General features: G+C 72.0%; 16 protein-coding genes. 4 read left to right on the top strand and 12 right to left on the bottom strand.

Annotated elements, in window-relative coordinates:
- The first annotated feature begins 99 nt into the window (after positions 1-99).
- Positions 100-1,122, top strand: coding sequence for an ABC transporter substrate-binding protein (locus tag ACFWI8_RS35030; RefSeq protein WP_387099954.1), 1,023 nt, complete (start codon positions 100-102; stop codon positions 1,120-1,122).
- A gap of 193 nt (positions 1,123-1,315) precedes the next feature.
- Here ACFWI8_RS35030 and ACFWI8_RS35025 read toward each other — a convergent pair whose 3' ends face one another.
- Entirely contained in the window at positions 1,316-1,522 is a 207-nt protein-coding gene (locus ACFWI8_RS35025; RefSeq protein WP_387099951.1) for a hypothetical protein, read from the bottom strand.
- 310 nt (positions 1,523-1,832) lie between these two features.
- On the opposite strand from ACFWI8_RS35025, the gene ACFWI8_RS35020 reads away from it, so the two are divergent.
- A complete protein-coding gene (locus ACFWI8_RS35020) occupies positions 1,833-2,366 on the top strand; it encodes a GNAT family N-acetyltransferase (RefSeq protein WP_387099949.1) in 534 nt (177 codons plus the stop codon).
- On the opposite strand, the gene ACFWI8_RS35015 is transcribed toward ACFWI8_RS35020, so the two are convergent.
- The 4 genes from ACFWI8_RS35015 to ACFWI8_RS35000 all read right to left on the bottom strand — a co-directional run bounded on the left by ACFWI8_RS35015 (position 2,347) and on the right by ACFWI8_RS35000 (position 5,439).
- Positions 2,347-2,691, bottom strand: a complete 345-nt coding sequence (locus ACFWI8_RS35015) for a hypothetical protein (protein WP_387099946.1) — start codon at positions 2,689-2,691, stop codon at positions 2,347-2,349. The two genes, ACFWI8_RS35020 and ACFWI8_RS35015, sit on opposite strands and share 20 nt — an antisense overlap.
- 458 nt (positions 2,692-3,149) lie before the next feature.
- The gene (locus ACFWI8_RS35010; RefSeq protein WP_387099944.1) at positions 3,150-3,485 is read right to left on the bottom strand and encodes an SH3 domain-containing protein; all 336 of its coding nucleotides are present in this window, start codon (positions 3,483-3,485) and stop codon (positions 3,150-3,152) included.
- Positions 3,486-4,368: 883 nt separating this feature from the next.
- A complete protein-coding gene (locus tag ACFWI8_RS35005) occupies positions 4,369-4,662 on the bottom strand; it encodes a hypothetical protein (protein ID WP_387099941.1) in 294 nt (97 codons plus the stop codon).
- A 288-nt stretch (positions 4,663-4,950) separates the two neighbouring features.
- Positions 4,951-5,439: a MarR family winged helix-turn-helix transcriptional regulator gene (locus tag ACFWI8_RS35000; protein WP_387099938.1), complete on the bottom strand. Its 489-nt coding sequence runs from the start codon at positions 5,437-5,439 to the stop codon at positions 4,951-4,953.
- A 65-nt stretch (positions 5,440-5,504) separates the two neighbouring features.
- On the opposite strand from ACFWI8_RS35000, the gene ACFWI8_RS34995 reads away from it, so the two are divergent.
- A complete protein-coding gene (locus tag ACFWI8_RS34995; RefSeq protein ID WP_387099935.1) occupies positions 5,505-5,942 on the top strand; it encodes a RidA family protein in 438 nt (145 codons plus the stop codon).
- 9 nt (positions 5,943-5,951) lie between these two features.
- Here ACFWI8_RS34995 and ACFWI8_RS34990 read toward each other — a convergent pair whose 3' ends face one another.
- From ACFWI8_RS34990 to ACFWI8_RS34980, 3 genes are read right to left on the bottom strand one after another with little or no spacing between them, the layout of a single operon-like run.
- Positions 5,952-6,566, bottom strand: a complete 615-nt coding sequence (locus tag ACFWI8_RS34990) for a class I SAM-dependent methyltransferase (RefSeq protein ID WP_387099933.1) — start codon at positions 6,564-6,566, stop codon at positions 5,952-5,954.
- Between the two features lie 10 nt (positions 6,567-6,576).
- Positions 6,577-7,053: a hypothetical protein gene (locus ACFWI8_RS34985; RefSeq protein ID WP_387099930.1), complete on the bottom strand. Its 477-nt coding sequence runs from the start codon at positions 7,051-7,053 to the stop codon at positions 6,577-6,579.
- Between the two features lie 40 nt (positions 7,054-7,093).
- Positions 7,094-7,837, bottom strand: a complete 744-nt coding sequence (locus ACFWI8_RS34980; RefSeq protein WP_387099927.1) for a hypothetical protein — start codon at positions 7,835-7,837, stop codon at positions 7,094-7,096.
- Positions 7,838-7,962: 125 nt separating this feature from the next.
- On the opposite strand from ACFWI8_RS34980, the gene ACFWI8_RS34975 reads away from it, so the two are divergent.
- Entirely contained in the window at positions 7,963-8,619 is a 657-nt protein-coding gene (locus ACFWI8_RS34975; protein WP_387099924.1) for an MOSC domain-containing protein, read from the top strand.
- 16 nt (positions 8,620-8,635) lie between these two features.
- On the opposite strand, the gene ACFWI8_RS34970 is transcribed toward ACFWI8_RS34975, so the two are convergent.
- The 4 genes from ACFWI8_RS34970 to ACFWI8_RS34955 form a co-directional block, all read right to left on the bottom strand.
- Positions 8,636-9,142 carry a GtrA family protein gene (locus ACFWI8_RS34970; RefSeq protein WP_387099921.1) on the bottom strand — a complete coding sequence of 169 codons (507 nt, stop codon included), beginning with the start codon at positions 9,140-9,142 and terminating at the stop codon, positions 8,636-8,638.
- A gap of 602 nt (positions 9,143-9,744) precedes the next feature.
- Entirely contained in the window at positions 9,745-11,745 is a 2,001-nt protein-coding gene (locus ACFWI8_RS34965; RefSeq protein ID WP_387099918.1) for a protein kinase, read from the bottom strand.
- Between the two features lie 147 nt (positions 11,746-11,892).
- A complete protein-coding gene (locus ACFWI8_RS34960) occupies positions 11,893-12,699 on the bottom strand; it encodes a hypothetical protein (RefSeq protein WP_387099915.1) in 807 nt (268 codons plus the stop codon).
- Positions 12,696-13,064 (bottom strand): hypothetical protein, encoded by a 369-nt coding sequence (locus ACFWI8_RS34955; RefSeq protein WP_387099912.1) that lies wholly within the window; start codon positions 13,062-13,064, stop codon positions 12,696-12,698. Before ACFWI8_RS34955 ends, ACFWI8_RS34960 begins: the two co-directional genes overlap by 4 nt.
- Between the last annotated feature and the right edge of the window lie 183 nt (positions 13,065-13,247).

Here is a 13,247-nt window from a genome sequence, read left to right as displayed (position 1 = left end):
CATCCAGCGGCTCAACCATGACAGCCATACCCAGGGCCCCTGGGCCTCGCCGATCTTACGAGTGACCAGTTCAGACCCACATCAATAGATAGGACGCCCATGACCACCCGCACCCGAACCCGCCACGCCCGGCTCGCCGTTCCACCCCTCCTCGCCTCCGTCCTGCTGCTGCCCGCCTGTGGCGCGCAGGTCGAGCCGGCGGCCGATGGCGAGGGCCAGGCCGAGACCGTGACCGTGCCGCGCTGCGGCGAGGACGTCGAGTACCGCAGACCCGAACGTGCCGTCGTCTACGAGGGCGGCAGCGCGGACAAGCTGTTCGCCCTCGGCCTGACCGACCACGTCCACGGCTACGTCATGCCGCCGGCCAACCCGCCCGTCGAGGAGTCGCCCTGGGCCGAGGAGTACGCCCGGGTCGAGATGCTCAGCGACGACCTGCTCAACCGCGAACTCGTGGTCGACGCCGAGGCCGACCTCGTCGTCGCCGGCTGGCGGTCCGGCTTCAGCGACGAGCGCGGCATCACCCCCGAGATACTCGACGGCCTCGGCATCCAGAGCTTCATGCACAGCGAGACCTGCTACAACTACCCGGCCCACCCCGCCGAGTTCACCCCCTTCGAGGGCCTGTACCGGGACCTGGAACTCCTCGGCCGGATCTTCGGTGTCGAGGAGCGGGCCGAGCAGGTCGTCACCGAACTCCGCGACCGGGTCGCCGCCGTGGCGGAACAGACGCCCGAAGGCCGCCCGCCCCGCGTCTTCGTCTACGACTCCGGCACCGACCAGCCCTTCACCTCCGGCAACCAGGCCCCACCCCACGAGATCATCGACATCGCCGGCGGCGAGAACGTCTTCGCCGACCTCACCGACCGCTGGACCACGGTCAGTTGGGAGTCCGTGGTGGAGGCGGAACCCGAGGTGATCGTGGTCGTCGACTACGAGGACCAGCCCGTCGAGGAGAAGATCGAGTTCCTGCGGACCTCCCCCATCACCGCCGAACTCCCCGCCGTCCGTGACGACAACTTCCACGTCCTCGACTACAACGAGGCCATCAGCGGCCCCCGCATCGTCGACGGCGCCGAGGGCTTCGCCGAATACCTGCGCACCGCGGACCTCGACCTGGGGTAGCCACGTGGCCGCCGCGTGGCCGAGCGACCGACGCCTTACGAGGTTGTGCGCGATTGAGGTCGGGGCGTGTTGGCCTGGCGGGTTGCCGGCTTGGTGATCACCTTTCGGCGGTGCGGTCGGAGACCAGGCCAGCCACTGCCGCGTAGGTCTCGTCGAAGTACTCGCGACGTCCGATGTACCGCTGGAGGGCCCACTACTGCTTGTGTTCGCCGTTGGCCAGAGCGACGTAGACGTTCTCCGGCTCGTCCGCATCGTAGGGCGGAAGGGCCAGCAGTTGCAGGTGTTCCTGCTCGGGAAGGGTCACCGCCAGGTCCCGGTTGAGGAGGGCGAGAGCCCGGTCCCACCTGGGGGGTGCTCGCCTGGAGAGACGGACGGGGCTCGAGGTGGTCGAAAAGAGCACGCATGGGCACCATCCTCCGCCACGTGGCTTCGTTGATGTCTAGGGACAGCGTTTGTCGACGGTTTCCGGAGGCAGTTAGTGATCAACAAGCTCGGAGATGTCGAGGAGAAATGACGGCACTGTCGTGTCGGCGTAGCAGGATGTCGGTGTACAGGTCAACGTGTCCAACCGGGTACAGCCGAACGTGCACAGGTCCAAGGCGACGCTCAGGGATGGATCTCGGTTGTCTCGCAAATCGAGCGTCCACGATCGGCAGGACCGACGGCGTCCGTAGCATGGCAGCGCGTTCGCCCGTGAGATGGTTGCTGTCATGACAGTTGGCGCGCCGGGCAGCGAGGTTGTACTCGAGACGAGTCGCCTGCTGCTCAGACCTTGGCGGGTAGCCGAGGCTGTCGTCCAGCGTGAACTGTGGACCGAACGTGATCCACGAGTGCCGCCGCACCGCCGAATCGACGCGGACGGACACCCCACGGTCGCGGAGCTCGAGGATTCGATCCGCACCAACAAGGTGTGGTCGACCGGGTTGCTGGCGGTCGAACGGAAGGCCTCTCGTGACGTCATCGGCTACTGCGGGCTGGTCGACAGCGGGCGAGGGGCGGTAGGGGAACCGGAACTGGCATTCGAGCTGCTACGCCGAAGTTGGCGTCAGGGATACGCGACCGAGGCTTCGTTGGCGGTTCTGGAATGGGCGAGATCGTCTGGGTACGAACGTCTGTGGGCCACGGTCTGGGACTGGAACACCGCTTCTCGCCGAGTGCTGGCCAAGGTCGGGTTCACCGAGACCGATCGGAAGGAAGTGGACGCGGTGCACGGGACCAACCTGTTCACCACGAGACAGCTCTGACACGCCCGTAGCGGGCCATCCCGTAGGAGACGTCCGCCCCTTGCTCCTCGACCAGCCTGTGGAAGATCCGAGTGACCGGGTGCCGCTGCTCGCGAGGCGCATCCAGATCCGATCGCAGGATCTCGTCGATCACGGGCTTGAACGGATCCAGGCCGGTCGCCCGCGGCGGAAGCTTCTTGCGCGGCTCCGGCCAGGCCGAGTCCAACACCTTCCGCACCGTCCGCCACGTCACGCCGTGCTTGCGCTCAAACTCCCGCATAGACATGCCGTCGCGAGGGTCACGCCGGATCGCCGCGTACAGTTCGACCTTGGACATCTGCGGCATGACCAGCACCTTTCACCAAGAGCATCTCGATGCTGCCCTGGCAAGAGACCTAGCGAAACGGATCCGCACATCCACGTCGAGCGGAAGGTGATTCGGGCCGGCGCCGCCTTCCGCGGCGCGATCGCGTCGGCGTTGGGCCGCGTACCCGAAGCGCCGAGTGTCGTCACCACGGGTTGTGGGATCCGGGCCCCCTACGCGATGACCTCTCCCCGTCCGGAAAGCGTCACCTGCGCCCCGCCCGAGTGCCCGGCCACCAGCCGTTCATGCGGCGCCGCACGGAGCGGCGTCAACGACTTGGTCCCGTCCGCTGCGCCTCGGCCGGACCTTGCGGGAGCGGTCAACGCGTCATCGACGGATGGCAGGCGATATCCCAACAGGACTCCGCTGCCCTTCTCCTCCGAGTCGAGGTGCCCTCGCCCCCACCGACGGGAAGCGAGGGCGCCCTCGCGCCGTTGAGATCAGCAGGGCTCGCCGCTGCCGTAGTCGGAGAGCAGGTCGTCGCGGATCCACCCCGTGGCGCCGGTGGTGTCGTTGCGGACGTAGGTCCAGGTGTACCCGTCGTTACCCTCGGTGTAACAGTGGTAGTCGAGCCTGTGCGACGAGTAGGCGACGCCGTTGATGCCGCAGCTGGTGCTGCTGCCCGTGCGCATGTTGGCCCCGTTCGCGGACCTCACCCACGTGCTGTTGTCGCCGTCCGGGGCGCTGGTGCCGCAGGGCGCGTGCGCCTGCGCCGATCCGACCGGCCCCATGATGAGAGTGCCGGCCAGAGCCGCAACAGCCCCGACGCCTGCCATGACTCGCTTCTTCAAGGTCCCCTCCATACCTCGCAGTTACGCTGACGGCACATAGGGTTGCCGATGGCTCCTGGGGGTGAAAAGCGCAATCCGTGCCAATGGCTTAGCACTCCACGCCAGCCCGTCGCCGGTCGCTCGCGCTCCGCTCACCGCCCGGCGACTTCCGGCAGGGCCGTAGCGGTCCGGGGCGCCGCCACAGCGCCCCGGAGTTGTGGCGGCCTACACGCGGGCCACGCGGATCGGCACGCTCAGCGCGACCGCGGCGACGATGGCCGGCCACCAGACGAGCCCCACCGTGCCAGGTTCGCCCCAGGCCACCCTTCGGCGTCGTACACGGTGCCGAGCCGCAGCCGCGGCACGCGCCGCAGTAGCTGGGGGAGCGAGGTACAAATCCACCCGGAGAGCTGCCACTTCGACAGGTTGTCGATAGTGGGCAATGGCAGCTGGGGCACCGGCTCGGTCTCCTCGGCCCGCGCCGCGATCACAGGCCCACAGCTGTCCCCCGCCGCCAGGAGCAGTCAGGCGCATGGTCGTTCGTCACCACGACGCCATTCCGGCAGTGGGAGCACCTGCGTATCGACGCCGCACTCCGGGCCCTGCTTCGGGCCCGCGAGGTCGCGCCGCAGATGGCCCGCATCCACCCGATGGCACGCGAGGGCTTCGCGTCCTGGTGTCCCTCCATCGCCGGTCGAAGCCGGAGCTGTCGCCGGCTGGGGCCGGGGGGGAGTGTGCTCCCCGCCGCACGTTCCGGTTCCCGGCGTCGGGTATCGACGTTGACCATATTCGGGCGAACAAGACCCGTTCTGGGCTGACTACTCACCGGGATGTGTTGGGAGGCCCGGTCGTCACATTCGACCGGGCCTATCAGTCACCGACTGCGACGTCAGGGAATGGAGACGCTTGCGCCGAATTCAAATGTTCCCGACGCTCCTCCTGCGGCTACTTCACCAACCACGTCGCCGCTGCAATCGGGGCTGCTGTGGACAGTGGCCGTCTGGTCCGTGTTGTTGATGACGATGAGCGGAGAAATGACGGCGTTGTAGCACCCCGAGGGGTTCTGGTAAGTCTGGGGGACAAGAGTCAATGTGCCTTGCGCTGCCAGCGCCGAAGTGGATTGAGTCATCGCCATTGCTCCGGCCACGGCGACTGAAGCCAACAGGAATGCGACACGTCGCATGGTCAACCTCCACGAGTACGAGACCAGTGCGGATCGCATTGATGGGTGTCCAAGCTCTGACGCCGTGAATCTGCATGTCACCCGAAACAGTGATGAGTGAAACGATTCTCTCTCCAACAGCCGGAGTTCCCACGCCGAGGAAGCCGCGCAGGCCCTGCCCGGTCCTCGGATACCCCGAGTTGGTGGTGTTGACGGCCGGTTCCGGCGGAGGTCGACGGTTCGCGGGACGCCCCCGGCGTCGCGGAGATCGTCGCGGAGCACTTCGGCCCGTATCTGCCGGGCTGAGTGTCAGGCCAGGTCGACGGGGCGGGTGCGGAGCTTGGCGGCGATGCGGGCCAGGGCCCGCTGGTCGGCGGCGGTGAGGGGGTCGAGCACGAGCTGCCGCACCGAGCGGACGTGGACGGGGGCCGCGGCGACGACCACGTCGAAGCCGGCGTCGGTGAGGGCGGCGATGGTGAAGCGGCCGTCGTCGGGGTCGGGGGAGCGCTCGACCCAGCCGCGCTGTTCGAAGCGTTTGACGACGTTGGACAGGCGGGAGAGCGAGCCGTTCGCGAGGTAGGCCAGTTCGCTCATCCGCAGGCGGCGGTCGGGGGCCTCCGAGATGTGGCTGAGGGTCAGGTACTCGAAGAGCGTCAGGCCGGCCTCGCGGTGCAGTGGTGACTCGAGGCGGCCGGGCAGCAGCAGGACGAGGGAGACCAGGCCGGTCCAGGCCTCCTTCTCGTCCGGGGTGAGCCAGGGGGCCTCGTCCGGGTCCTGGGTGGCGGGGGCGGCGGCCATGGGGGCAGCCTACCAAGCGGCCGAATGACTTCACGTGTGAAGTGAGCGCGTGATAGATTGACTTCATGGTTGAAGTCAATGAGTCCAGTCCCGAGTTCTACGTCACGCCCGGCTACGGCGACCGGCAGCTCGCCGCCATGCACTACAGCCAGGCGGTGCGGATCGGCGACCGCGTCGAGACCTCGGGGCAGGGGGGATGGGACGACGACTTCGTCTTCCCCGAGGACCTGGAGGAGGAGATCGTCCGGGCCTTCGACAACGTCGAGCGCACGCTGGCCGAGGCCGGCGCCGGCTGGCGGGACGTCGTCGCCGTGAACTCCTACCACGTGCCGAGCTCCGCCGGGTTCATCGGCGAGGACCACAACCGCGTCATGGTGGAGCAGTTCCGCCGGCGCATGGGCGACCGCGCGCCGATCTGGACCGAGATCGGGGTGCCGGCGCTCGGAGCGCCCGGGATGCGCGTCGAGATCCGGGTCACCGCCGTCGTCGGGCGCGGCGAGTGAGCGGCGCCCTCAGGCCGGTGGCCGGCGCCAGGTGATGGTGTACCGGAACAGGAGGTGGCGGCGGTAGCGCGAGCCGGGGAGGAGGTCGGCGGCCAGGGCCCGCATCTCCCGGTAGGTCGCCGGCGGGGGCCAGACGGTGGGGGACGGGTGTTGCCAGTGGCCCTTTACGGCGCGGTGGGCCGCATTGCCGACGACGCCGGCGAGGATGTGCGGCAGGTCGTTGGGGAGGGTGTCGCGGGCGAGGCCGACGATCGCGAGGACGCCGCCGGGGCGCAGCAGTTCGCGCATGCGGGTGAGGCCGGTGGCGGCGTCCATGTGGTGCAGGGTGGCCACGGAGGCGATGACGTCGAACGAGGCGGGTTCGAAGGGGTGGGTGAGGAAGTCGCCGAGGACGTAGTCGATGTCGTCGTGGTGGGCGCGGGCCTCGTCGATGCTGGGGGCGTGGAGGTCGATGCCGGTGACGTGCGGCACGGTCCGGCGGATCTCACGGGCGAGCATGCCCTCGCCGCAGCCGACGTCGAGGGCGCGGCGGGAGCCGTCGGGGATCGCCTGGAGGACACGGGGGTGGTAGTGGATGTTGTGGTTCCACCGCCTGTCGTTCCGCCGGTCGTTCTTCGCCGTCATGGAGCCATTCTCACCGCAGGTAGGTCCTGGCGGCCCGGACCAGGGCGTTGTGGGTGGCCCTGGTCCGCTCGCGGGCGCCGGTCAGGGCGGCCTCGACGTCCGCCGCGAACCTGCCTTCCGTGACCGGGCCGAGTTCGATGTCGGACAGGTCGATGGCGGCCCACGCGGCCGCCTCGGCGCGCTCGATCAGGTCGAGGTCGGTGGTGACGAGGGCCAGCGCGTCCCGGGCGTCGGTGACCTCCGAGCGGGCGCGGTAGCGGGCGGCGCGGTCCTCGCGGGTCTCCGCCCGGCCGTCCCTGATGTCCGCGACCAGCAGCCAGTGCAGTTCCCGGTAGAGGACTATGGCCTTGAGTAACTGGCGGACCTTGTCGGCCAGTTCGTCGCGGTGGCGCTCGGCGCGGGCCCGGCGGTCCAGGAGTTGCTGGGAGAGGACGCCGAGCACCGTGCCCGCGAGGGTGCCGAGTACCGCGACGATGCTCGCCCACATGACGTCGTGTCCCCCCTGCTGGTCGTCGTGGTGATGGTAGTCACCCCTCGCGGGCGGTGGCCTCGGCCTCGCGCTCGGCCCGGCGGAGGTCGTCCCTGGCGCGCTCGAGCGCCGTCGACAACTCGTCGACGTGGCGCCGGGCCTCGGCGAGGCGTTTCTCGGCGGTCTCGCGTGCGGCCCGGCCGGCACGGGCCTCGCGTTCGGCCGCACGCTCCGCCTCGCGCTCGGCCGCGCGGCGCGCCGCCTGGTCGGGCTTCCGTTTTCTCGGGTGGGTGGTGGTGGCGCGGCCCTCGGCCGTGATGGTGGGCAGGTCGGCCGGGGCGCGCAGCGGGTGGGTGAGGTGGCCCGCGCTCCAGGCGCGGGCGGCTTCGGGGTCGGCGAGCGCGGCCAGCAGGGTCCCTTCGACGTCCCGGCGGGCCGCCTCGCCGAGGCGGTGTCCTGCCTCGGCCGCCGCGTCCGCGGCCTGTTCGGCGAGCGCGGCGACCAACGTGTGCCGCTGCGCGAGCAGTTCGCGGAGCCGGTCGGCGTCGAGCTGCTCCTGGGCCTGCCGCAACGCCTCGCCCAGGGCGAGGAACCGCTCCTTCTCGTCGGCGTGGACGCGGACCAGGAGGTTGCTGGCCCAGGCGGCGAGCGTCGGCCGGCGGAGGGCCTTGACGCGCCGGGCCAGTTCCCGGTCGCCGGCCCGGCGGGCGCTGGCGGCGGCCGCGTCGCGGCGGGCGGTGAACTCCTCGGGCGCGAGGCCGTAGAGCTCGTCCGGCACGTCGTCCAGGTTCGGGTTCGCCACGGGTGCTGTTCCCTTCGCAGAGCCGTCGGTGATGCGGTCTCCTGGCGGATCATCACATTCGGTGCCAGGCCGGGCCGCGGAAATCCGGTCGACTCGCCGGTGGGGTGGTCCGTACCGTCGCCGGCATGAAGCTGCTCTCGGTCAACATCGGCAGGCCCCGGTCCAATCCGTGGAAGGGGCTCGGGACGACGGGTATCGACAAGCGGCCCGTGGCGGGACCGGTCGCGGTGACCGCGCCGGGGCCCAAGGGCACGGGGGCGGTCGGACTCGCGGGGGACCGGGTGTACGACGTGGCCAACCACGGCGGCGACGATCAGGCGGTGTACGCGTACGCCCGCGAGGATCTCGACACGTGGCAGGCCGAGTTGGGCGAGCCGCTCGCCAACGGCACGTTCGGCGAGAACCTGACCACCCTGGGCGTCGACGTCAACGGCGCGCTGATCGGGGAGCGGTGGCGGATAGGTCCTGACGTGGTGCTCGAGGTGTCGTGCCCGAGGGTCCCGTGCGGGACGTTCCAGGGGTGGCTGCGGCAGGAGGGCTGGATCAAGCGGTTCACCCGGGCGGCGCTGCCGGGCGCCTATCTGCGGGTGGTCGAGCCGGGGGAGATCCGGGCCGACGATCCGGTCGAGATCACGCACCGGCCGGAGCACGGTGTGACCGTGGCCGTGACCTTCCGCGCGGTCACGCTCGAACCGGAGCTGCTGCCGCGGCTGTCGGCGGCCGACGCGCTGCCGGAGGAGATCAGGGAGCTGGTGGACAGGCGGACCGGGAAGGGCCGGTGACGCGCCGGGCCGGCGGTCAGGCGGCCTGGCAGAGCGAGGCCGGGTCGGCGGGGGTGGCGCGCACCGGGTGGGCGGCGCGGACGGTGGCCGCGGCTCGCGAGCGGTTCCGGGCGAAGACGACGAGGCGCAGCACCGCGAACCGCGCGACCCCGGCGAGCGCGGAGGCGGACAGGTAGACGACCTGTTCGAGCAGCGCGCCGGGCGCCGCCACCAGCTGGTGCAGGACGAGCATCGCCCCGCAGGTCAGCGCGTACGCGGCCGCCGCGGATCCGGCCGACTGGGTGTGCTGGCGCCAGGTCGCGCGCCCGCCCGCGCCGAAGGTGAAGCGGGCGTGCAGCTCGGTGGCGAGGAGGGTGGAGACCACGGTGATCAGGGCGTTGGCCAGGACCCAGGGGACCCAGGAGGCGAGGGCCGCCACGGCGAGGCTGGAGGCGAGGCCCACGCCGCCGCCGCAGAGCACGAAGCGGGCGAAGGCGGCCAAGGCGCCGGGTGCCGCCTGCGGTTGGCTCCGTGCTGACTCCATGATCCCGACCCTTCGATGGTTCGCTCCGCGGAGCGCGGGCCGCGCCGGCCTGCGGGGCGACGGGTGCGCTCTCGATGGTGCCATCATGGCACATGTGTGGCGCTATGGCGAGCCATATTGCTGCGTCGCCTGGGTCGCCTGTGGTGCCATGTGGCGACAGGTCGCGTGAAGGCGCAGGTGAGCGGCTTGGCGTGGCCGCCGCGCGCATCAAAGTCGTGGCGCGTTCCGGTCGCCTACGGAGAGGGGCGCCCGCGTCCGTGACCCCACCGGCGATGACTTTTGGCTCACGTTGGCGCCACCGAGGTGTCACCTTGTCGCTACACCTGCGAGTTCGCCCCGCGAGGCGATGCCGAGCGCCGGCGCCGGGCCGTTCGAGGACATCGAGGGCCTCGTACGGGGACGCCGCATCCGCCGAGCGGCCTCGACCAGGTCGGGGGCGAACGCGGCGTGCACAGGTGGTGGCGTCAGTGCGCCGTTCGACGTGGGAGAGGGCGGAGCCGGCCCCGGCCCAGGCCGAGGTGGAGCAGGCCGAGCGAGCAGCGTGGCGCCCACGGGGCGCCGGTGGCGCCGGCAGGTCGCCTCGTCGTCCCCGGCCGCGGCGGTCAGCTGCCCAGGTTGACGTCCGGGGCCTCGATGGCCGCCTCCTCGATGTCCCAGCGCCGCAGCAGGTCCGCGTAGGTGCCGTCGCGCATCAGCTCGCCGAGGGCGTCGAAGACGGCACCGCGCAGCTCGACGTTCCCGGCCGGGACCGCGATGCCCCGGGCGCCCCGCGACCCGCGCTCGAAGCTGACGCTCAGCCCGGCTTCCGGGTTGTCGGCGGCGGCGTAGTAGGCCGCCTGCGTGTAGACCATCACCGCCACGTCGGCCTCGCCCGCGGCGATCGCCTCCGCCATCTCGTCCCTGGTGCCGACCGGCACGAGTTCGGCGGGCGCCGGGCAGTCGGCGGTGTGCTCGGTGACCGCCTCCGCCTGCGGGGTGTCGTCCCCGTCGTAGAGGGTGACCCGGGTTCCGCACAGGTCGTCGAGGTCTCCCGACCGCTCCGGGTCGGGGCTCATGACGGCCCAGCCGTCCATGATGTGGTTGACGAAGTCGACGCCCAGCGACTCGCGTTCCCGCTCGTCGTCCACGAGGTTGCCCACCGCGATGTGCGCCGCGGTGTCGCTGACCTGCTGGACGGCCGCCGCCGCGGCGGCCGTGTGGCCGTCGGTGAGTTCCAGGGTGACGGGCATGCCCAGGCGCTCGCCGATCGCCTCGACGAGGTCGACCTCGAAGCCGACCAACTCGCCGCTCTCGTCGTCGACGAAGAGGAGGGGCTCGTGCGTCTCGTTGGCGTGCACGGTGAGTTCGCCGCCCGCCCACGCCGGCTCGCCCTCGTTGCTCGTCGTCTCCTGGTCCCCGCCGTCGTCCCCCAGGTTGGTCACGACCAGCCAGCCGGTCAGCGACAGCGCCACGGCCGTGGACACGGCGGCCAGCGCGAGGCGTCCCCGGCGCGGGCGTCGTGCCACCGGCTGGGCCATGGGGGGCGTCTCGGGCATGGGGGGCGGCTCCGGTGTCCCGGTGCGCCAGGCCTCCGCCGGGTCCAGTGTGGTCCCCGCCACGACCGAGCCCGGCGGGAACGACGACTCGGGCCCGCGAGAGGACAGCAGGTTCCGGGGCGAAGGCGGCTGTCGCCCCCAGACCCCTTCCGGCCGGTCGACCCCCGGGCTCTCGAAGTCGTGCAGGCGCGTCGACGCCCGCGCCAGCAGCGCCGTGAGCTCCGCCGGCAGCCAGTACGCGTCGCCGGCGCGCTTCCTGGCGAACGCCGGGAGCCCGGAGAGCGGCAGCCGCTGCGCCGCGTCCCTGGCCAGGCAGTGGAGCACGATGGTCCGCAGGTCGCCCGTCAGGGGACCGTCCTCGGGACCCAGGTTGGGCGCCTCGTGCAGCACCCGGTACATCACCGTGTGGTGCTCGGCCCCGTCCCACGAGAAGGGCGCCATCCCGGTCGCCGCGTACGCCAGCACCGTGCCCAGGGCGAACACGTCGACCGCGGCCGTGAGTTCCTCGCCCCTGATCTGCTCGGGCGGCATGTACCCGGGGGAGCCGGGCCCCCGGCCCGTCTGCGTCAGCGCGGTGGCGCCCACCGCGCGCGCGATGCCGAAGTCGATGACCTTCGGTCCCTCCACGGTCACCATCACGTTCGACGGCTTCAGGTCACGGTGGATCAGTCCGCTGCCGTGGACGGCGAGCAGCGCGTTCGACAGGCCGTGGGCCAGCGCCCACACGGTCCGCTCGGGCAGCGGCCCGTGCAGCGTGTCCACGACCTCCCGCAGCGACGCCCCGTCGACGTAACCCGTGGCGACCCAGGGGACGTCCGACTCGATGTCGTGGTCGAGCACCGGCGCCGTCCACTGGGCGCTGACCCGCCGCGCGGCCTCGATCTCGGCGCGGAACCGCCGCCTGAAGTGGGGTTCCAGCGCCAGGTCGCGGTGCACGACCTTGACCGCCACGGTCCGCCCGCCGGGCGACCTGCCCAGGAACACGCGGCCCATGCCGCCCTCGCCCAGCCGCGCCATCAACCGGTAGGGACCGATGACCGACGGGTCCCCCGGATGCAACGCCTCCATTGCCGTTCCCCCTACGCGATGCCACGTCGAACGTGCCCGATCACGGTCGCCTCGCTCCGGGCGGCCGTCGCGTACGCGGGAGGTGGGCCGCCGGGGTCGGCGTGTCGCGGACCATCATGACGCGTCGTGGCGGGGGTGTCACCGAGTTCAGGAGGTTCCGGCGGTGAGGATCTCGTGTTCGCCGGGGGCGATGTCGGGCCGGAGGACCTCGGCGGTTCCGACGCGGAACAGGACGACCTCGCCCGGGGCGAGTAGGGAGGTGAGCCGCGCGGCCTCCGCGCCGAGGAGGCGGCCCACGGCGTCGGCGTGGTCGGCGCCCAGCGCGAGGAGGACGTCCGGGTGGTGCCAGAACGCGGCGCCGCGCGGCGGGTTGCGGGTGACGTGCAGGACGGTGCGCCAGGGGCCGGCGGCCAGGGCGGAGGACGGGGCGCGGCGCTGGTCGCTGACGAGCGCCTGCGGACCGGCGTCGACGGCCGGCGGCGCCGGGGTGTGCCGCGGCCAGGCCGCCGGGTCCTCCGTGAACGCCAGCCGGTCGCCGGCCGCCCGGCGGATGCCCTGCCAGGGCCCGGGATCCCTGGCCGCGGCGGTGACCAGCGCGCCGGTGGCCAGCAGTCGCAGCGCGATGAGACGGCCGAACAGCGACTCGCCGACGGCCGCGACGCGGGTGCCCGCGGGACCCGGGCAGGGCAACGCCACGGGCCGGCCGTCGCGTCCGGTGCCCAGGTGGACGCCGGCCTGGGCGGGCGCGAGCGCGAACGGCGCCTCGACGTCGTCGTCCCAGGTGGTCTCGGGGAGCGTCGACAGGTCGGGCGTGGCCGGCACGGGGGCGGCCGGGGCCGCGCCGGTGCCGCCGCGCGGGCCCGGCCGGGGCGCGGACAGGTCGACGGTGCGGTCGTCGGCCGGGGCGTGGCGGCGCGCGACCGGGACGGGGGTGAAGGGGTCGGGGGCGCTCATCGTCCTCTGGAGTCTCCGTGAGCGGCGAAGCCGGTGGCCTCGTCGAGGGGGCGGGATGGGTAGGCCAACGGCAGGGTGGCGAGCAGCCCGGCGGCCTGGTCGGCGGCCGGCGGTCCGGCGACGCCCGCCGCCCGGAGCCGGTCGCGCTGCGCCATCGCGTGCTGGGCGAGGGGGCTGACCACGCGCACCGCGGTGCGGACCCGGAGGTCGCCGCCGGGCGCGGTGAGGGTGGCCGCGACGACCACCCGGTCGGCGGCGCAGCCGCCAAGACCTGACAGCAGGCGCCGCCAGTCGTCCTGGGAGGCGACGTCGGCGGTGAGCGTCGTGTGGGTGGCCGCCGCGCCCGCCCAACCGGACGGCGTCACGCGGCCGTTCGGCTCCGGGTCGCCGAGCTGCCGCAGCAGCTGGCGGGCTTGGGCCGGGTCGAGCGGCGTGGTCGGGGCGCCGTGCGCGGCCAGCCGGGCGCGCAGCCGGGCGGCGGCCGCCGCCCCCGCAGTATAATAAAAACAAATAAACCTGACGCCGAATTAGGGGGGGTTGATAAAGGG

Origin of the sequence: Streptomyces sp. NPDC127098, assembly GCF_042722465.1 — a bacterium.
In the GTDB taxonomy this organism is placed as follows: domain Bacteria; phylum Actinomycetota; class Actinomycetes; order Streptomycetales; family Streptomycetaceae; genus Streptomyces; species Streptomyces millisiae.
Note: the sequence above shows the minus strand (reverse complement) of the source record. Positions and strands in the feature narration are given on the sequence as shown.

Bases quoted from the DNA above. Each gene is read 5' to 3' on its own strand.
- ACFWI8_RS34965 (WP_387099918.1), bottom strand. From the start codon at position 11,745: ATGGAGGCGTTGCATCCGGGGGACCCGTCGGTCATCGGTCCCTACCGG.
- ACFWI8_RS35000 (WP_387099938.1), bottom strand. From the start codon at position 5,439: ATGGCCGCCGCCCCCGCCACCCAGGACCCGGACGAGGCCCCCTGGCTC.
- ACFWI8_RS35030 (WP_387099954.1), top strand. From the start codon at position 100: ATGACCACCCGCACCCGAACCCGCCACGCCCGGCTCGCCGTTCCACCC.
- ACFWI8_RS34975 (WP_387099924.1), top strand. From the start codon at position 7,963: ATGAAGCTGCTCTCGGTCAACATCGGCAGGCCCCGGTCCAATCCGTGG.
- ACFWI8_RS35010 (WP_387099944.1), bottom strand. From the start codon at position 3,485: ATGGCAGGCGTCGGGGCTGTTGCGGCTCTGGCCGGCACTCTCATCATG.
- ACFWI8_RS35015 (WP_387099946.1), bottom strand. From the start codon at position 2,691: ATGCCGCAGATGTCCAAGGTCGAACTGTACGCGGCGATCCGGCGTGAC.
- ACFWI8_RS35020 (WP_387099949.1), top strand. From the start codon at position 1,833: ATGACAGTTGGCGCGCCGGGCAGCGAGGTTGTACTCGAGACGAGTCGC.
- ACFWI8_RS34995 (WP_387099935.1), top strand. From the start codon at position 5,505: ATGGTTGAAGTCAATGAGTCCAGTCCCGAGTTCTACGTCACGCCCGGC.
- ACFWI8_RS34990 (WP_387099933.1), bottom strand. From the start codon at position 6,566: ATGACGGCGAAGAACGACCGGCGGAACGACAGGCGGTGGAACCACAAC.
- ACFWI8_RS34960 (WP_387099915.1), bottom strand. From the start codon at position 12,699: ATGAGCGCCCCCGACCCCTTCACCCCCGTCCCGGTCGCGCGCCGCCAC.
- ACFWI8_RS35005 (WP_387099941.1), bottom strand. From the start codon at position 4,662: ATGCGACGTGTCGCATTCCTGTTGGCTTCAGTCGCCGTGGCCGGAGCA.
- ACFWI8_RS34985 (WP_387099930.1), bottom strand. From the start codon at position 7,053: ATGTGGGCGAGCATCGTCGCGGTACTCGGCACCCTCGCGGGCACGGTG.
- ACFWI8_RS34970 (WP_387099921.1), bottom strand. From the start codon at position 9,142: ATGGAGTCAGCACGGAGCCAACCGCAGGCGGCACCCGGCGCCTTGGCC.